General features: G+C 60.1%; 16 protein-coding genes. 10 read left to right on the top strand and 6 right to left on the bottom strand.

The features are described 5' to 3' along the window. Positions 1-5 precede the first annotated feature (5 nt). Positions 6-494: a DUF1249 domain-containing protein gene (locus NOM06_RS07655; protein WP_305120753.1), complete on the bottom strand. Its 489-nt coding sequence runs from the start codon at positions 492-494 to the stop codon at positions 6-8. Beyond that, positions 457-1,098 (bottom strand): ADP-ribose diphosphatase, encoded by a 642-nt coding sequence (gene nudF / locus NOM06_RS07650; protein ID WP_005335901.1) that lies wholly within the window; start codon positions 1,096-1,098, stop codon positions 457-459. The genes NOM06_RS07655 and nudF overlap by 38 nt, the downstream gene beginning before the upstream one ends. Positions 1,099-1,402: 304 nt before the next feature. On the opposite strand from nudF, the gene tolC reads away from it, so the two are divergent. Next, the gene (gene tolC / locus NOM06_RS07645) at positions 1,403-2,725 is read left to right on the top strand and encodes an outer membrane channel protein TolC (protein ID WP_058057939.1); all 1,323 of its coding nucleotides are present in this window, start codon (positions 1,403-1,405) and stop codon (positions 2,723-2,725) included. 116 nt (positions 2,726-2,841) lie between these two features. On the opposite strand, the gene hldE is transcribed toward tolC, so the two are convergent. Continuing rightward, complete coding sequence (gene hldE, locus NOM06_RS07640; protein ID WP_005335903.1) at positions 2,842-4,269, bottom strand: bifunctional D-glycero-beta-D-manno-heptose-7-phosphate kinase/D-glycero-beta-D-manno-heptose 1-phosphate adenylyltransferase HldE; 1,428 nt, start codon at positions 4,267-4,269, stop codon at positions 2,842-2,844. A 204-nt stretch (positions 4,270-4,473) separates the two neighbouring features. Between hldE and lpxL the strand changes: the two genes are divergently transcribed. The 7 genes from lpxL (at position 4,474) to NOM06_RS07605 (ending at position 12,658) form a co-directional block, all read left to right on the top strand. Further along, the gene (lpxL, locus tag NOM06_RS07635) at positions 4,474-5,397 is read left to right on the top strand and encodes an LpxL/LpxP family Kdo(2)-lipid IV(A) lauroyl/palmitoleoyl acyltransferase (protein WP_255910902.1); all 924 of its coding nucleotides are present in this window, start codon (positions 4,474-4,476) and stop codon (positions 5,395-5,397) included. A gap of 626 nt (positions 5,398-6,023) precedes the next feature. Beyond that, the gene (locus NOM06_RS07630; RefSeq protein ID WP_076493337.1) at positions 6,024-7,946 is read left to right on the top strand and encodes a PTS mannitol transporter subunit IICBA; all 1,923 of its coding nucleotides are present in this window, start codon (positions 6,024-6,026) and stop codon (positions 7,944-7,946) included. A 37-nt stretch (positions 7,947-7,983) separates the two neighbouring features. Continuing rightward, positions 7,984-9,129: a mannitol-1-phosphate 5-dehydrogenase gene (locus tag NOM06_RS07625; RefSeq protein ID WP_255910900.1), complete on the top strand. Its 1,146-nt coding sequence runs from the start codon at positions 7,984-7,986 to the stop codon at positions 9,127-9,129. A 133-nt stretch (positions 9,130-9,262) separates the two neighbouring features. Next, a complete protein-coding gene (locus tag NOM06_RS07620; RefSeq protein WP_005335907.1) occupies positions 9,263-9,784 on the top strand; it encodes an MltR family transcriptional regulator in 522 nt (173 codons plus the stop codon). A gap of 190 nt (positions 9,785-9,974) precedes the next feature. Next, the gene (locus NOM06_RS07615; protein ID WP_255910898.1) at positions 9,975-11,762 is read left to right on the top strand and encodes a sodium:proton antiporter; all 1,788 of its coding nucleotides are present in this window, start codon (positions 9,975-9,977) and stop codon (positions 11,760-11,762) included. Further along, a complete protein-coding gene (locus NOM06_RS07610) occupies positions 11,759-12,331 on the top strand; it encodes a DNA-J related domain-containing protein (RefSeq protein ID WP_255910896.1) in 573 nt (190 codons plus the stop codon). Before NOM06_RS07615 ends, NOM06_RS07610 begins: the two co-directional genes overlap by 4 nt. A 78-nt stretch (positions 12,332-12,409) precedes the next feature. After that, positions 12,410-12,658, top strand: coding sequence for a hypothetical protein (locus NOM06_RS07605; RefSeq protein ID WP_005363113.1), 249 nt, complete (start codon positions 12,410-12,412; stop codon positions 12,656-12,658). Positions 12,659-12,718: 60 nt separating this feature from the next. Here the strand turns inward: NOM06_RS07605 and NOM06_RS07600 are convergent, their stop codons facing one another. Together NOM06_RS07600 and zntB are read right to left on the bottom strand one after the other, a co-directional pair. Next, on the bottom strand, positions 12,719-13,231 hold the full coding sequence (locus NOM06_RS07600; protein ID WP_005354921.1) for a mechanosensitive ion channel domain-containing protein: 513 nt from the start codon (positions 13,229-13,231) through the stop codon (positions 12,719-12,721). Between the two features lie 13 nt (positions 13,232-13,244). Then, positions 13,245-14,210 carry a zinc transporter ZntB gene (zntB, locus tag NOM06_RS07595; RefSeq protein WP_255910999.1) on the bottom strand — a complete coding sequence of 322 codons (966 nt, stop codon included), beginning with the start codon at positions 14,208-14,210 and terminating at the stop codon, positions 13,245-13,247. A gap of 139 nt (positions 14,211-14,349) precedes the next feature. Between zntB and NOM06_RS07590 the strand changes: the two genes are divergently transcribed. Both NOM06_RS07590 and NOM06_RS07585 read left to right on the top strand, forming a co-directional pair. Next, positions 14,350-14,799, top strand: a complete 450-nt coding sequence (locus NOM06_RS07590) for a YaiI/YqxD family protein (protein WP_255910893.1) — start codon at positions 14,350-14,352, stop codon at positions 14,797-14,799. Between the two features lie 125 nt (positions 14,800-14,924). Next, a complete protein-coding gene (locus tag NOM06_RS07585; protein ID WP_213387784.1) occupies positions 14,925-15,425 on the top strand; it encodes a metal-dependent hydrolase in 501 nt (166 codons plus the stop codon). Between the two features lie 64 nt (positions 15,426-15,489). On the opposite strand, the gene NOM06_RS07580 is transcribed toward NOM06_RS07585, so the two are convergent. Then, positions 15,490-16,695 carry a NupC/NupG family nucleoside CNT transporter gene (locus NOM06_RS07580; RefSeq protein ID WP_005363118.1) on the bottom strand — a complete coding sequence of 402 codons (1,206 nt, stop codon included), beginning with the start codon at positions 16,693-16,695 and terminating at the stop codon, positions 15,490-15,492. Positions 16,696-17,192: the final 497 nt, after the last annotated feature.

Here is a 17,192-nt window from a genome sequence, read left to right as displayed (position 1 = left end):
TTTGTTCAACTGGAGATATTGATCGGGCTGGTGCCATGTCTGAGACAAAATTTTAGCCATTCGGCCAGAAACAGATTTACCTGCTCCTTTTCATCCCGCTGGTGCATCTTTTTATTGGGATAATCATAACGTGGTTGCAAACGGGAAATCTGTTGCGCTGCACACACTTCCGCCATCCGCACATCATGATACAAACGAATCTCTATCTGAGCTTGTAAATATTCGGGCAATTCGGGGTTGTGCTGGCTCAGGATCACCTGATTGGTGAAGCGACTCTCGCCAATGATGGTGAGCTGGAACTGCAGATCGTTGCCGACCCGATAGCGGCGCTCGGCTCCCACCTCCCCTCCCGGCGGTAGCAGCTTCATCAGCGCCATATAGTTGACCTCGCAGGTACGCTGCAAGGACATCAGATCAGGCACATAGCGCCTGCTCTGTTGCAGGGTCAGCGCCACCTCAGCGATCCGCCAGCCAGCGGGCGCGCAGCTCGCCATGGTTGAGGGCCAACCACTGCAGGGCAATGACCGAGGCCGCATTGTCGATGCGCCCCTCTTTGAGCCAGGCGTAGGCCTGTTCGCGGCTCACCACGTGCACCCGGATATCTTCGCCCTCATCGGCCAGACCGTGCAGTCCCTCGGCCTTGCTGGCATCCACCTCGCCCACAAAGACCTCGATCCGCTCGGTGCTACCGCCCGGGCTCACCAGATAGCTGATGGCATGCTCGCAGCGGGCCACCTCGATCCCGGCCTCTTCCACCGCTTCGCGGCGCACCACCGCCTCGGCGGTCTCACCTTCGTCGATAATGCCGGCCACCAGCTCCAGCAGCCAGGGGGTCGGACTGGTCTCCATGGCGCCGATGCGGAACTGCTCCACCAGCACTATCTGGTCGCGTACCGGGTCATAGGGCAGCAGTGCGGCGGCATGACCCCGCTCGAACAGCTCGCGCACGATGGGCTGATTCCAGCCGCCAGCAAATAACCGATGCTGCAAACGATAGACATTCACCTTGAAGAAGCCGTTATATCCAGCTGATTTTTCAATGATTTTCACATCATCGGCGGCGTAATGCCGATCTTGCGGCAAGGGTTGCTGCGACATCCGGGGCTCCCGTCAGCTTGACTTGTATCAGTTTGACCATAAAATCCGAGGAACATGAATGAACGTTCATTCACTCGGCGTACCATGGTAATGAGGGGTGGATTTTAGCAGCCACAGACCATTTGGCTAGGCGCGCGGGGAGAAAACTGCGTCCGGTTCTTGACGTTCCCGTCACCGGACCTGAGACTCTTAGCATTAAATTTTGCTTATAGTAGAGTGATTAAGCTGCAATCAAGCTTGGTCGGTGACAATATTTGCCTCTCCAGCAACCAGTTTGGGTTACTACATAAGGTTAAAACGATCTATGAAAAGAACACTTTTGTCAGTCATGGTGTTGCTGGGCGTCAGTGCCGGTGCCCATGCCGAAAACCTGCTCGACATCTACCAGCAAGCCCAGATCAAAGACCCGCAGTTGCTGCAGTCCAAAGCCGTTCGCGACCAGGCCTTCGAGAAGATCAACGAATCCCGTGCTCCTCTGCTGCCCCAGATCGATCTGGGTGCCGGGCTCAATTATCTGCAAAACAAGAACGATACCCAGAGCAATACCAACGCCAAGGGTGAAGTGACACTGTCGCAATCCCTCTATCGTCGCAGTAACTGGGTCAATCTGGATATCAGCGAGAAGCAGGCCACTCAGTCAGATGTCGCCTACAACCTCGAGATCCAGAACCTGATGGTGCGCACCGCCAAAGCCTACTTTGATGTGCTCAAGGCGATGGATACCCTGGAGTTCGTCCGTGCCAACAAGGTTGCCGTAGAGCGTCAGCTGGAGCAAACCCAGCAGCGTTTCGAAGTGGGCCTGACCGCCATCACCGACGTCCATGAAGCGGAAGCCTCCCGCGACCAGGCGCTGGCTGACGAGATCAATGCCGAAAACTCGCTGGACAACAGCTACGAGACCCTGCGCGAGCTGACCGGTATCGATCATCGCAATCTGGACGTGCTGAATACCGATCGTTTCAGCCCGCAGAAGACCGCCTTCGGCTCCGACAAGTGGCTGGAGCTGGCGCTGGACAAGAACCTGCAACTGCACAGTGCCCGCATCAGCAAGGACATTGCCAAGGAACAGATCGATCTGGCCAAAACCGGCCATGAGCCGACGCTGGATCTCGGTGCCGGACTGCAAACCAGCAATACCGATTACAAGCTGGATAGTATTCAGAGCGGCGGCAATGACAATCAAGCCAATATCGGTCTGACCTTCAAGCTGCCCATCTACAGCGGTGGCGCCACCAGCTCCAAGGTGAAGCAGGCTCAATACAACTACGTAGCGGCCAGCGAACTGCTGGAGAAGAACTTCCGCTCGGTGCAGAGCACAGTACGCTCCTCCTACAACAACGTGAACGCCAGCATCGGCTCGGTGCGCGCCTACAGCCAGTCTGTGGTCTCCGCCGACAGCGCCCTGAAGGCGACCGAAGCCGGTTACGAAGTGGGTACCCGTACCATCGTCGACGTGCTGGACTCCACTCGCAAGCTGTACGAGGCCAAGCAGAAGCTCTCCGAAGCCCGTTACAACTACATCCTCAATATCCTGAGCCTGAAACAGGCTGCCGGTATTCTGGAAGCGCAGGACCTGGTGGAAGTGAACCAGGGTCTGATGCCTGCCACGGCAAAAGCCAAAGGCTGATAGCCGCTATCGGACATGAAAAAGGCGACCGCAAGGTCGCCTTTTTGTTATCCGTATTTCTGTCGGCTTGCTACCGCCGATAGAGAGCCCCGCCAGATTGCGGGGCCAGCAGAACGTTAGCCGCGCTCGCGGATCGTCTTGATGATGTCGGTGGTAGAGCAGCCATCCTCGAAGTTGAGAACGCGCACCTCACCGCCGTTGGCGGTCACCTCGGCGTAACCGGCGATATCTTCCGGCTTGTAGTCACCGCCCTTGACCAGCAGATCCGGCAGGATCTCGGCGATCAGGCGCTGCGGGGTATCTTCACCAAACGGTACTACCCAGTCCACCGCGCCCAGCGCAGCCAGCACCGCCATGCGACGCTCGGTCGGGTTGACCGGACGACCCGGCCCTTTCAGGCGACGAACCGACTCGTCGGTATTGACCGCCACGATCAGGCGATCCCCCAGCTTGCCAGCGTTGGCCAGATAGGAGACATGGCCGGCGTGCAGGATGTCGAAGCAGCCGTTAGTCATCACCACCTTCTCGCCACGCAGACGGGCGGCACGAACCGCCACTTTCAGCTGGGCTTCGGACATGACGCCGAAGCCGGTCTCCTGCTCGGTGTAGAGGGCGTTGGCCAACTCGACCGGACTGACGGTAGAGGTACCCAGCTTGCCGACCACGATACCGGCGGCGGTATTGGCCAGTGCGCAGGCTTCGTCCAGGCTCTTGCCTGCCGCCAGCGAGGTGGCCAGGGTAGAGATCACGGTATCACCGGCACCGGTCACATCGTAAACCTCGTGGGCCTGAGCCGGCAGATGCAGCTCCGGCTGACCTTCGCGGATCAGGGTCATGCCGTTCTCGGAACGGGTGACCAGCAGGGCATCCAGCTCGAAACGCTTGACCAGATCCAACCCCTTGGCGACCAGCTCCTCTTCGCTCTTCACCTTGCCCACCACGGCCTCGAATTCGGACATGTTGGGGGTCAGCAAGGTAGCGCCGCGGTACTTCTCGAAGTCGGTCCCCTTGGGGTCGACCAGCACCGGAATACCGGCGGCACGGGCGCGCTGGATCATGCCGGGCACATCGTTGAGAGCACCCTTGCCATAGTCGGAAAGGATCATCACGTCGCTGTTTGGCAGCGCCTGCTCGACCTTGCTCATCAGCAGGGTGGCATCGACGGAGTGGAAGGGCTCTTCAAAGTCCAGACGCAGCAGCTGCTGGTTGCGGGACAGCACCCGCAGCTTGGTGATGGTCGGGAAGTCGGCCAGACGAACGAAATCACAGGCCACCTTGACGCCAGCCATCTGGCCAGCCAAGGCATCGGCAGCCTCGTCCTGACCGGTCAGGCCAAGCAGCACAGCGTGAGCGCCAAGGGCGGCGGAGTTGAGGGCCACGTTGGCCGCGCCACCGGGACGCTCCTCAATGTGTTCAACCTTGACCACGGGCACCGGCGCCTCGGGGGAGATCCGACCGGTAGGGCCATGCCAGTAACGGTCCAACATGACATCGCCAACGACCAGAACGCGGGCTTTTTCAAAATCGGGCAGGGTGATCTTCATCTGTATCGACTCTCAAAACCTGAAAAATCAGCGGGCGATTTTATCACACTCTTTTATCCGGTGTAGAAAAAGCCGACCGCAGTTGCCGCCGCTGTCACGCTAACCGGACGCGGGTTACCCCTCTGACCAGCACACAGCCATTCGCCCCCGCCCCCCCTTTTCGGCTAGAATCCCCCGATTGTGTTTGCGAACAAGAGATTAGCCATGGCCCATGACAACGCTCCCCGCCTGGAGCCCCGCCTGTTTCATCCCCGTTACTGGGCCAGCTGGTTCGGCCTCGGCCTGCTCTGGCTGCTGACCCTGCTGCCGTGGCGTAGCCAGATGTGGCTGGGCCGTCAGCTCGGTCGCCTCGCCGCCAGGATATTGAAGTCCCGGGTCAAGATTGCCCGTCGCAATCTGGAGCTGGCGATGCCCGAGCTGACCCGGGATGAGCGGGAGAAACTGCTCAAGGCAAACTTCGAGAGCGTGGGCTGCGCCGTGTTCGAGGTGGGGATCGCCTGGTTCTGGCCAGACTGGCGGATGCGCAACCTGATGAAGGTGGAAGGGGAAGAGCACGTCATCGCCGCCATGGAAAAAGGTCAGGGCATGCTGCTGCTCTCCTGCCACTTCCTGACGCTGGAACTCAACGCCCGCTGTTTCGGGCTGGTGCGCCCCGGCGTGGGGGTCTATCGCCCCAACACCAATCCGGTGCTGGAGTATGCCCAGTATCACGGTCGCTGCGCCTCCAACAAATATCTGGTAGACCGGATGGATGTGAAGGGGATGATCAAGGCGCTGCGCAACGGCGACGCCCTCTGGTACGCGCCGGATCACGACTACGGCAGCCACGCCAGCGTGTTCGTGCCTTACTTCGCGGTGGAGCAGGCCGCCACCATCACCGGCACCGCCACCCTGGCGCGGGTGAAGAACACCATCACCCTCCCCTGCTACAACATCCGCACCAGAGAGGGTTACACCCTGCATATCGGGGCACCGCTCGCCGACTACCCCAGCGGTGACGACATGGTCGATGCCGCCCGCGCCAACCGCGAGATTGAAGCCGCTGTGCGCAAGGCGCCGGAGCAGTACATGTGGCTCCATCGCCGCTTCAAGACCCGCCCCTCTCCCGAGGATGCGGGTTTCTACTAAGCCGCAGCCCCGACAGGGCTCAGATCGCAAAAACCGACAAACCGCCTGCTGGCGGTTTGTTTTTATCTGCTATCAGCCCTGCGCGGCAAGCAAGCGCCCCGAACATCTGCCGCTCGATAACATCCTGCATGTTGGCGCCCATTCCCATCAATCAGCCGCAAAAGAGCCCTCATCACCAACCGTAAAAACTGAAAGCGGGTTACAAATTTATTGATTCATTGGTAAGCAATGGAGTGTTGCGATAGATCCATCGTCACCACCCACTGATGAGTAATTGAGTGATTTGTCCCATTCGAATACAAAAATTGAATTTGTGACGAAAGTCACTATTCAACAAGAGAGCCACAAAACAACTTTAGTGATTTGAGTCACAAAAAATGACCATGCAAAACAGAAAAGATCGAAATGTAGCCGAATTACAGCATGGGAATGTGATGTGGGTCACTGGTTATGGAGGGGGTATCGCTGGGCATCCGAGATCTGGATCACAAGACACCCCGTTTTCAGCCTAATTTGATCGCAAGCTGGTAGATTGAAGTTGCTTAGACGACCGGGATGGAGGTTCGGCAAAACCGGCCATCCCGACTACCACTTTTAATCAAACAGGCTTAAAACGGGGTCCCGACATGTTATCACCGGATACCAAAGTCAAGATACAGAATTTTGGACGCTTCCTGTCCAATATGGTCATGCCCAACATAGGCGCCTTTATCGCCTGGGGCTTTATCACCGCCCTCTTCATCCCCACCGGCTGGCTGCCCAATGAAACCTTGGCCAAGCTGGTTGGTCCCATGATCACCTACCTGCTGCCGCTGCTGATTGGCTATACCGGCGGCAAGCTGATGGGGGGTGAGCGCGGCGGCGTGGTCGGTGCCATCACCACCATGGGCGTCATCGTGGGGACCGACATTCCCATGTTCATGGGCGCCATGATGGTCGGCCCGCTCGGTGGCTGGGCCATCAAGCGTTTCGACAAGGCGATGGACGGTCGCGTCAAGAGCGGCTTCGAGATGCTGGTCAACAACTTCTCCGCCGGCCTTATCGGCATGCTGCTGGCCATCCTCGCCTTCTTCGTGATTGGCCCCTTCGTCAAGGTGCTCTCCGGCCTGCTTGCCGGTGGCGTCGGCTTCCTGGTGGATAACCACATGCTGCCGCTCACCTCCATCTTCGTCGAACCGGCCAAGATCCTGTTCCTCAACAACGCCATCAACCACGGCATCTTCTCGCCGCTGGGGATCCAGCAGGCGACCGAGCACGGCAGCTCCATCTTCTTCCTGATTGAAGCGAACCCGGGCCCGGGCATGGGCGTGCTGCTGGCCTACATGGTGTTCGGTCGTGGTGCGGCCAAGCAGTCCGCGGCTGGCGCCTCCATCATTCACTTCTTCGGTGGCATCCACGAGATCTACTTCCCGTACGTGCTGATGAACCCGCGCCTCATTCTGGCGGTGATTGCCGGTGGCATGACCGGGGTCTTTACCCTGACCCTGTTCAACGCCGGTCTGGTCTCCCCTGCCTCACCGGGTTCCATCTTCGCCGTGCTGTTGATGACGCCGAAAGCCTCCCTGATCGGGGTCGCCCTCTCCATCATCAGCGCCACTCTGGTCTCCTTCCTGGTCGCCGCCGTATTCGTTCGCGCCCAGCAGCCGGAAGCGGACGAGGCCGATGCCCTCGGTGAAGCCACTCGCAAGATGAAAGCCATGAAGGGCGGCAAGCCCGAAACCGCAGCGGCCAAGAAGCCGGGCGGCGAACTGATGGCGGTACGCAATATTGTGGTCGCCTGTGATGCGGGCATGGGCTCCAGCGCCATGGGCGCCGGTATGCTGCGCAAGCGGGTGCAGGCCGCGGGGCTCGATATCAGCGTCACCAACCGCGCCATCGATCAGCTCGACGATCAGGTGGACTGGGTCATTACCCACAAGGATCTGACCGAGCGGGCCCGTCGCCATGCGCCGAACGCTCACCATATCTCGCTCACCAACTTCCTCGACAACGGCCTCTATCAGGAGCTGGTACAGAGCCTGAGCCGCGCTGCCAACGATGATGTCGCCAACCCGCAACTGCTGGTGGCCGCCAACGACGACAGCTACGAGCCGCAGGCCGCCGAAGTCTTTACCCTGAGCCGTCATGACGTGCATCTGGGACTGAAAGCGGACAACAAGGAGGCCGCCATCCTGACCGCTGGCCGACTGCTGGCCGAGCGCGGCTACGTGGCCCCAGACTACGTCAACGCCATGCTGGAGCGGGAACAGCTGGTCTCCACCTACCTCGGCGAATCCATCGCCGTGCCGCACGGCACCATCGCCGCCAAGGAGTTTGTGAAGCGGACCGGCATCGTTATCTGCCAGTACCCGGCCGGGGTCGCCTTTGGCGAAGCCGCCGATGAGGTGGCGCGGCTGGTGATCGGCATCGCTGCCCGCAACGACGAACATATGCAGGTGATAACCCGCCTGACCAATGCACTGGATGAACCCGGTCTCATCGACCGGCTGGCCAGCACCACGGATCCACAGGCCTTCCTGGATCTGCTGGGTGCCGAACAGGCTGCGTAATCATCTTTCATCGTCTTTGGTTCAAGAGGTTAATATCATGAAAACATTGCATTTTGGTGCTGGTAACATCGGTCGCGGTTTCATCGGCAAAGTGCTGGCGGATGCCAGCCATCAGGTCACCTTCGCCGACGTCAACGACACCCTGATCGACCAGCTCAACCACCGTCAGGAGTACAAGGTCCATGTGGTGGGTGCGGATCAGAAGCTGGACGTGGTGCGCAACGTGGCTGCGGTGAGCTCCGCCGGTCACGAGGTGATCGCCCGCATCATCACCGCAGATCTGGTCACCACCGCAGTGGGCCCCAACATTCTGGACAAGATTGCCAGCACCCTGGCCAAGGGGCTGCAGGCCCGCTTCGATGCCGGCAACCTGACACCGCTCAACGTCATCGCCTGCGAAAACATGGTGCGCGGCACCAGCCACCTCAAGCAGGAGGTACTCAAGTACCTGCCGGTCGCGTATCATGCCACGCTCGAATCCTGCATCGGCTTCGTCGACTCGGCGGTGGATCGCATCGTGCCGCCCGCCGCGGCAGCCAACGATGACCTGCTGGAAGTGACGGTCGAGAGCTTCAGCGAGTGGATCGTCGACCAGACCCAGTTCAAGGGGGAGTTACCACAGGTGGCGGGCATGGAACCCACCGACAACCTGATGGCCTTCGTCGAGCGCAAGCTGTTCACCCTCAACACCGGCCACATCGTCACCGCCTACCTCGGCAAGCTGCGGGGCTATCGCACAGTGCGCGAGGCGATCGAGGATCCGGTGATCCGCAGCAAGGTGCGCCGCGCCATGGAGGAGAGCGGTGCCGTGCTGGTAAAACGCTACGGCTTCGACCCGCGCCTGCACGCCGCCTATATCGAGAAGATCCTGGCCCGCTTCGCCAACCCCTATCTGGTGGATGAGATTGACCGGGTCGGTCGTCAGCCACTGCGCAAGCTGGCGGCGGGGGATCGACTGGTGAAGCCGCTGCTGGGCACCCTGGAGTACGGCCTGCCCAACGAGCAGTTGCAAGAAGGGATCGCCGCGGCGCTCCACTATCGCAATGCCGATGATCCGCAGGCGGTGGAGTTGCAAGCCCTGCTGGCGGAGCTGGGCCCGGCCAAAGCGTTGGCCCGCGTCACCGGACTGGATGAAGAGAGCGAGGTGGTTCGCGCCATCGTCGCCCGTTACGAAACCCTGTAATGACCCTGCTTGCGGCGCATTCAGCCACCACTGATAGCGCGCCAAGCGCTTGAATGGCAAGGGAATGTGCCCCATATGATAGAAACCGGGAGAGAGGCCCACTCTCTCCCTGTCAGCTGGACCCAATGCACCTATGACCACACACCAGGAAGATGAAGTACTGGAACGACTGAACGAGCAGGATGGCCCCCGCGGCTTCTTTCTCGAAGCCGTGACCATCCTGGAAGAGGCGGTCGACTCCCTGATGCGACGCGCGTTCCGTCAGGAGGAGTATGCCGTCAAATACGCCATCGAACCCCTGCTCAACCAGAGCGGCCCCCTCGGCCAGCTGGAGGTGCGCCTCAAGCTCATCTTCGCCCTCGGCCTCATCTCACTCGAGCGCTATCAGGATATCGAAGCCTATATCAAGATCCGCGACTTTCTGGTGCGCGACCCCAAGGATTACCGCTTCAGCGACAAGCCGATCCGCGATCTGCTCGACCGCCTGCACGGGGTCAATCAGGGTGGCATGATGAAGCTGGAGCCCCCCGCCAGCGAAGAGGATTGGGCCTTCTACCAGATGCAGCTCAACCGGCTCGATCAGATGGTGCGCTCCGCACTGGTACTGGCGCTGGCCGACTGTGTCGGCGAGCTCCACAAGGAGAGCCCCATCTAATCGGGCCCCGAGGCCACACCATCACCACGGTTGGCGTCTGGCTGGCGCCCTTCACACCACCGCCAGCCACCATGACGCCGACTGTCGCACATCTCCCCATCCCGGCCATGACGCCCGCACCTTCGGGTGTCAATCTGACCAACTTAGCCACTACACTAGCTCCATACTCACTGCCTGAATCGAGGTCTGCATGATTGCCCTCTCTCTGGCCGGGATCGCCCTGGTCTCCGTACTGGCCCAATGGCTCGCCTGGTCGCTGCGGGTGCCCGCCATCTTGTTTCTGCTGCTCACCGGCCTGACTCTGGGCCCGGTCAGCGGCCTGCTCGACCCCGATGCCCTGCTCGGGGAGCTGCTGTTTCCGCTGGTCTCCCTGTCGGTAGCCATCATCCTGTTCGAGGGGGCGTTGACCCTTCATCTGGCCGAGCTCAAGGGGATCGGCAAGGTGGTGCGCAATCTCTGCTCCACCGGCATGCTGGTCAGCTTCGCCGTCATCGGCAGCGCCGGTTACTTCCTGCTGGGGCTGGACTGGCGGGTCGCCACCATGCTCGGCGCGGTACTGGTGGTAACGGGCCCGACGGTGATCGCCCCCATGCTCAACGTGATCCGCCCCACCCGGGAGGTGGACCGCATCCTGCGCTGGGAGGGGATCGTCATCGACCCCATCGGCGCCCTGTTTGCGGTGCTGGTGTTCGAGGCGGTACGCCTCGGCAGTCAGGGGGATCTCATCAGCCATACCCTGCTGGCGCTGGGCAAGACAGTGCTGGTCGGCTCCCTGATCGGGGTGGTGGCAGGCTGGCTCACCACCCTGCTCATTCGCAAGGACTGGCTACCGGTCAGCCTGCACAAATTCGGCGTGCTGGCGCTGGTGCTGGTCACCTTCAGCCTCTCCAACTGGCTCAGCCACGAGTCCGGCCTGCTGGCGGTGACCGTGTTCGGCATCTGGCTCGCCAATCAGGAGGGGCTGGATCTAGAAGAGGTGCTGGCGTTCAAGGAAGATCTCGCGGTCATCCTTATATCCAGCCTGTTTATCCTGCTGGCGGCCCGCCTCGATCTGGCACAGCTCTGGCAACTCGGCCCCATGGTGCTGGCGCTGCTGTGCGTGGTGCAATTCGTGGCGCGTCCGCTCTGTATTCTGGTCTCGACCTGGGACTCGGATCTCTCCTGGCGGGCTCGCGCCCTGCTGAGCTGGATCGCCCCGCGTGGCATAGTCGCAGCGGCAGTCAGTGCCTCGTTTGCCATCAGCCTGCATCAGGCCGATATTCCCGATGCCGACAAGCTGGTGCCGCTGGTATTTGCGGTGATCATCTCCACCGTGGTGTTGCAGAGCCTCACCTCGGCACCGCTGGCCAGCCTGCTCAAGATGCGCCAGAGCGCCCCCAATACCTGGCTCATCATAGGGGCCAACTCGGTGGCGCGAGCCATCGGCAAGGCGCTGGCGGATCAGGGGGTGCCAGTGCAGCTCTGCGATCCCGCCTGGGAGTTCTGCAAACAGGCGCGGATGAGCAACCTCCCCTGCTATTTCGGCAACCCCCAGTCGGAACATGCCGAGCTGCACCTGCCGCTCACCAGCATCAGTACCGTGCTGGCGCTCTCCCCCAATCGCCACAACAACGCCCTCGGGGTGCTGCACTTCGCCCACCTCTACGGCGAGGAGCAGGTCTACTCCCTGCGCTCCAGCGAGCAACACGGCAAGGCTAACCGGGAGAGCGCCACCTTTCGCGCCCGCCAGAACCTGTTCGGCCCCGACATCAACTATGCCAGGCTGAGCGGCTTGCTGAGCCGGGGTGGCCAGATCAAGGCGACCCGCCTGAGCGAGGCGTTCGACTGGGCCCAGTATCAGACCGCCAATCCCGGCGCCATCCCGTTGTTCATCATGGATGGCAAGGGCAAGCCCCAGATCGTTACCGGCCCCGTCACCCCGCAGGCGGGTGAGCTGCTGATCGCCCTGCAGCCGCCCAGAGAGCAAGGCGCCGAATGAACGAAGCCAACCATAATCCGCTGATCGCCCCTCTGCTGGTGCTATTGCAACAGGCGGCGGGCAGCTACAAGGTGCATGAACTGATGGCTGCTCTGCGCCAGCAGGGGGAGATCCCCCGGCTGGCCGACGATGAACAGCTGCAGCTGTTTCGGGTCAACTTCCTGATCATGAACGCCCTCTACCAGCTGCAGGCCGAGCTTTATGAAGAGGGTTGGTGGCTGCTGATCAGCACTCTGGATATCCGGCTCGAACCGCTGGCCGGGAACCAGGAGGCCAACCACGGCTTTGCTGTTGGCGAAAATCTGCGTAGCTACTATCTCGACTGGCAGGTGTTCTGGCAGACCGACCGTGCCGAAGTGGAGGCCCTGCTCAACCGCTTCTGGCGCGCTTATGACGGTGAGGGGCACAAAACCGAGGCACTGGCCCTGTTCGAGTTGAATGAAGGGGCAAGTCAGGAGGCGATCCGCCGCCGCTGGCGGGAGCTGGCACTGCAGCACCATCCGGATCGGGGTGGCAATGCCGAGACCTTTATCCGCATCCGCTGGGCATGGGAGGTCCTGCGGGGATGATCCCGTTGCCGCACCACTGTTGCCGCACATAAAGGGCAGGCATAGACTGGAGCTGGATATTCCCCACAGGAGAGCATCATGACAGTCAGTGAACTTCGTAAGCTCTATCAGCAACAGATCCTGCAAGAGGCCGAAATACTCCACGACGTGGCCATTCCCGGCTGGCTCATCGAATTCAGAGGCAAGGATGGCGCCCTCTACGAGCTGACCGACACCCTCGGCTGCCCGGTCAGTTTCGGCACCGTCGAGCAGGCCCGCGAACATCTGCATCAGGTGGCCGACTGCCCGGTTCAGGTGGAACACCTCTACCGCTTCTTCGAACGCTAGCCCCACCCACCTCACAGTAAAAAGGCTCCCGAGGGAGCCTTTTGTTATTCCGGTTGCTTTCTATTCCGGTTGCAGCGGTTCCGCCACCTTGCCCTCCAGCTTTCTAACCGGCTTTTGCAGGATCAGGTTGGCCGGATAGGTGACCAGATCGCCGTTGTCATCACGTACCCGCACGTAGAACAAGCCAATCTCGGTGATGACGCCGGTGACCGAATCATCTTTGTCGAGGATGCGGATCCGGTCGCCAATCTTGTAGGGGAAGGCGAAGAAGATGGTGATGCTGGCGGTGATGTTGGAGAGGATCGACCACTGGGCGACCATGGCGACCCCCAATACCGCAAAGAAGGAGGACGCGAGCACCACCAGTCGGGAGAAGTCGAGCCCCCATACCCCGGCCAGCACCAGCAGGGTGGCGCAGCCGAGCAGGAAGTGGAACACATGGGCCACGTAGAGCACCCGGTTCTCGCTCACCTGCCTGCTCTGACCGAGCGCCAGCAGGCTCTTGTGAATAAGCCGCCGGATCAGGGTATGACCCAGCAACAGCAGCAGGGTCAGGCCAATTGATTGCCACATGGGTTATGCCTCCTTACCACCAGCGCCGATGTTTGAGCCAGATAGCCAGCCCGCTGGCCAGCGCCACCAGCGAACCACAAAAGACCCAGAAGGCGGTCGGATTCTCGGCCCCGGGGATACCGCCGAGGTTGATGCCAAACAGACCGGTCAGGAAGCTGGCAGGCAAAAAGAGCAGTGCCATCACCGACATCTGGTAGGCGCGGCGGTTGGTCGCTTCTGCCATCAGATTGTTGATCTCGTCTGCCAGCACAGCGGTGCGCGCCACCCCGGCATCGAGGTCATCGAGCCAGCGCCGCAGTCGATCGGCGATATCGAGCAGACGACGGCGGTCATCCTCATCCAGCCAGCTGATCTTCTCGTTGGCCAGCCGCGCCACCAGATCCCGCTGCGGCGAGAGGTAGCGGCGGATCATGATGAGCTGCTTGCGGATCAGCGCCAAGCGGCCATTGGCGGGCATGTCGCGCATCAGCACCATCTCCTCCAGATCGAGGATCTTGTCGTGCAACTCTTCAACAAACTCCCCCGCCCGATCGGTCAGGGCATCACAAATCTCCACCAGCCAGTCGGCCGGGGTATCGGCGCCGCCACCCAGCTTGAGCTGGTTGAAGACATCCTGTTCGGAGAGCAGCGGACGACGACGGCTGCTGATAATGAGATCCGGGGTGATGAAGATGCGCAGCGCCACCATCTCTTCGGGCCTGTGATCCTTGTTGTGGTTGATGCCGCGCAGGATCAGCAGCACCGTCTCCCCCATCCGCACCAGCTTGGGACGATTGCTCTGGCCGAGCAGCGACTCCCTGGCCGCCTCGCTGAGCAAGGGGGTCTGCAACAGCCAGCGCGCCGAATCGGGATTGCCGTAATCCAGATGCAACCAGCCGGGATGTGCCGCCGGGACTTCGCTTCCCGCCGTCAGTGGCGCCATGCCACCCTTGCCATCCAGGGTCAGGGCATAAATCACTTCACCGGGCACCCAATCCATCTCGTCTCCTTCTCGTTTCATGTGCTGGCCCCAGCTTACACCAAAGGCAGGGCCGACTCAGCCCCGCGCCGGGAAGGGAGGCCTGTGTTAACATGGCCGCTCTCGTTTTCTATCCGCTTTCACTACAGGAAACCATGCCATGCCCATCTGGGTTGATGCCGATGCCTGCCCCATTCCGGTCAAGGAGATCCTCTACCGTGCCGCCCACCGCGCCCAGGTCGTCACCACCCTGGTGGCCAATCAGGGATTGCGGGTGCCCCCCTCGCCCTTCATCAAAACCCAGCAGGTGGAGAAGGGATTCGATGTGGCAGATCATGTCATCGCCCAGCAGGTTCAGCCCGGCGATCTGGTGATCACCAGCGACATCCCCCTCGCCTCCTGGGTGATCGATGCCGGTGGCGAGGCGCTCAACCCCCGTGGCGAGATCTACACCCGCGAGACCATCAAGGCGCGGCTCGGCATGCGCAACTTTATGGAAGAGCTGCGCTCGGCTGGCGTGCAGACCGGCGGCCCGGCCCCCTTCAATGCCGCCGACAAGCAGCGCTTCGCCAATGCACTCGACAAGTGGCTGGTCAAAGGCAAGCTGTAAAGAGACCCTAAAGGCGCCCTGCCTGGGCGCTTTTTCGCCGTAACATCCTGATTTTTAAAATAAGAGCTGACCACAACCGTCAGGCTGGTAAGATGCGCCGCCATCTTGTCCACGCCGTAATCATCATGACCGCCCAAGGGCACCTGCTCTTCTCCGTTACCTGCACCCTGATCGCCCATAAACTGCAGCTCACTCCGGCGCTGGCCGATGCCAGCCTGTGGCAGACCATCCCTGCCGCGCTGGCCAGCGCCCTGTTGCCCGACCTCGACCACCCCAAATCGGTGCTGGGGCAGCGCCTGCCGTGGATCTCGAAACCTCTGTCGCGGCTGTTCGGCCATCGCGGCTTCACCCACAGTCTGCTGGCAGTCGCCGCCGCTATCTGGGGGCTGAACCAGAGCCTGCCGCCGGACACCCTGCCCATGGGGGTCAAGGATGCGCTTATCGTCGGCTACCTCAGCCATCTGCTGGGGGACTGGCTCACCCCGGCGGGCATTCCGCTCTTCTGGCCCATCAAACGCCGTTACCGCCTGCCAGGCTGGCCGCTGCGCAGTGGCGGCGCCATCGAAACCGGCTTTTGCACCCTCACCCTGCTGGTTGCCGGCTGGTGGTGCGGCTGGCAGCTGTAAGCCAGAAACAAAAAAGCCCCTGACGAGGTCAGGGGCCCAAGCAGTGGTGCGAACCACTAGAGGATCAGATCATGATGCCAGCGATAACGGCAGAGAGCAGGCTGACCAGGGTAGAACCGTAGACCAGCTTCAGACCGAAGCGGGAAACCATGTTGCCCTTCTCTTCGTTCAGCGCTTTTACCGCACCGGCGATGATGCCGATGGAACTGAAGTTGGCGAAGGAGACCATGAAGATGGAGAGGATGCCGACGGTGCGCGGAGAGAGCTCGGCAGCCACCTTGCCCAGATCCATCATCGCCACGAACTCGTTGGTCACCAGCTTGGTCGCCATGATGGAGCCCGCTTGCAGCGCTTCACCACTCGGGATACCCAGGATCCAGGCGATCGGGTAGAAGAGGTAACCCATGACGAACTGGAAGTTCACGCCAAATGCCATCTCGAACAGGTAGTTGATCAGAGCGATCAGGGCGATGAAGCCCACCAGCATGGCACCCACGATAACGGCAACGGTGAAACCGGCCATGATGTACTCACCCAGCATCTCGAAGAAGTTCTCTTTCTTCGGGGTGTGGTGCTCGTCACCTTCGGCAATGGCCTTGATGTCGGTCACGGAGTTATCCGGCTCGTAGGGGTTGATCAGCGAGAGCACCACGAAGGTACTGAACATGTTGAGCACCAGCGCGGCAACCACGTAGCGCGGCTCGATCAGCTGCATGTAGGCACCGACGATGGACATGGAGACGGTAGACATCGCCGTCGCCGCCAGGGTGTACATCTGCTTCTCGTTCAGGTGCGGCAGGATGTTCTTGAGGGCGATGAAGTTCTCGGACTGGCCGACGATCATCGAGCTGATGGCGTTGAAAGACTCCAGCTTGCCCATGCCGTTGATCTTGGCCAGCACGGTACCGATACCGCGGATCACCAGCGGCAGCAGGCGGATGTACTGCAGAATACCGATCAGCACGGAGATGAAGACGATGGGCATCAGCACCATCAGGAAGAAGGAGAAGGCTCCTTCGTTGACCAGACCACCGAACACGAAGTCGGTACCCTGTTTGGCAAACTCCATCAACTTGGTGAAGCCGGCCGCGAAGCCACCCACCACCGCCAGACCCACTTCGGAGTTCAGCATGAACCAGGCCAGCGCCAGTTCGACTACCAGCAGTTGGCCGATATAACGCAGTTTAATCTGTTTCCAGTTGTGGCGGTTAGCCAGCAGAGAGAGAGCGAGGACCATCACCAGTCCGAGCACAAAGTGAACGTATTCCATACCTGTAGCACCTGAGTAAATTGTAATTTTTGACCGGCGCCATCATAGACATTTGCACATTTAAAAATCAGATAGCCATCACAATCCCGCGCAATATTATGGAGGCGGAATAATACAAACGTTTTTAAATTAATTGTGCAATGAACTGATATTAATCGCGCAACATGAAAATATAAATTCTTTTAAAAACATCATATTGAGTAAGATTGGCGCCGTTTTCATGTTCTTTGAAAATATTTCATCAGCATTTTCGCAACATTCCCTGTGGCGCAGTAACTGTTCGTGGAATATTTCCCAATCATTATATTAAAACACCGAAAATAGAAAACGTTTATCCGCGATAAATAATTAGATGAGTGTTTGAAAAATAGTCCTTATCGCATTGTCGATGATCGTCCGCGATCGGTTTGGCAACAAATGAACCTTTCATGACTCTTCGTGACCAGCCGTTCAAAAATCCGCCACATCCGGTGTCACATTCTGGTATGATGCGCAGC

Source organism: Aeromonas sp. JL9 (genome assembly GCF_024436075.1).
GTDB lineage: Bacteria > Pseudomonadota > Gammaproteobacteria > Enterobacterales > Aeromonadaceae > Aeromonas > Aeromonas veronii.
This window is presented reverse-complemented; position numbering and strand designations above follow the sequence as displayed.

What these genes read in the sequence shown, in the direction of transcription:
- zntB (WP_255910999.1), bottom strand. Translation starts at nt 14,210, where the DNA reads ATGGATTGGGTGCCCGGTGAAGTGATTTATGCCCTGACCCTGGATGGC.
- NOM06_RS07625 (WP_255910900.1), top strand. Translation starts at nt 7,984, where the DNA reads ATGAAAACATTGCATTTTGGTGCTGGTAACATCGGTCGCGGTTTCATC.
- NOM06_RS07655 (WP_305120753.1), bottom strand. Translation starts at nt 494, where the DNA reads ATGGCGAGCTGCGCGCCCGCTGGCTGGCGGATCGCTGAGGTGGCGCTG.
- NOM06_RS07580 (WP_005363118.1), bottom strand. Translation starts at nt 16,695, where the DNA reads ATGGAATACGTTCACTTTGTGCTCGGACTGGTGATGGTCCTCGCTCTC.
- NOM06_RS07605 (WP_005363113.1), top strand. Translation starts at nt 12,410, where the DNA reads ATGACAGTCAGTGAACTTCGTAAGCTCTATCAGCAACAGATCCTGCAA.
- NOM06_RS07630 (WP_076493337.1), top strand. Translation starts at nt 6,024, where the DNA reads ATGTTATCACCGGATACCAAAGTCAAGATACAGAATTTTGGACGCTTC.
- NOM06_RS07615 (WP_255910898.1), top strand. Translation starts at nt 9,975, where the DNA reads ATGATTGCCCTCTCTCTGGCCGGGATCGCCCTGGTCTCCGTACTGGCC.
- tolC (WP_058057939.1), top strand. Translation starts at nt 1,403, where the DNA reads ATGAAAAGAACACTTTTGTCAGTCATGGTGTTGCTGGGCGTCAGTGCC.
- lpxL (WP_255910902.1), top strand. Translation starts at nt 4,474, where the DNA reads ATGGCCCATGACAACGCTCCCCGCCTGGAGCCCCGCCTGTTTCATCCC.
- NOM06_RS07610 (WP_255910896.1), top strand. Translation starts at nt 11,759, where the DNA reads ATGAACGAAGCCAACCATAATCCGCTGATCGCCCCTCTGCTGGTGCTA.
- NOM06_RS07620 (WP_005335907.1), top strand. Translation starts at nt 9,263, where the DNA reads ATGACCACACACCAGGAAGATGAAGTACTGGAACGACTGAACGAGCAG.
- nudF (WP_005335901.1), bottom strand. Translation starts at nt 1,098, where the DNA reads ATGTCGCAGCAACCCTTGCCGCAAGATCGGCATTACGCCGCCGATGAT.
- hldE (WP_005335903.1), bottom strand. Translation starts at nt 4,269, where the DNA reads ATGAAGATCACCCTGCCCGATTTTGAAAAAGCCCGCGTTCTGGTCGTT.
- NOM06_RS07600 (WP_005354921.1), bottom strand. Translation starts at nt 13,231, where the DNA reads ATGTGGCAATCAATTGGCCTGACCCTGCTGCTGTTGCTGGGTCATACC.
- NOM06_RS07590 (WP_255910893.1), top strand. Translation starts at nt 14,350, where the DNA reads ATGCCCATCTGGGTTGATGCCGATGCCTGCCCCATTCCGGTCAAGGAG.
- NOM06_RS07585 (WP_213387784.1), top strand. Translation starts at nt 14,925, where the DNA reads ATGACCGCCCAAGGGCACCTGCTCTTCTCCGTTACCTGCACCCTGATC.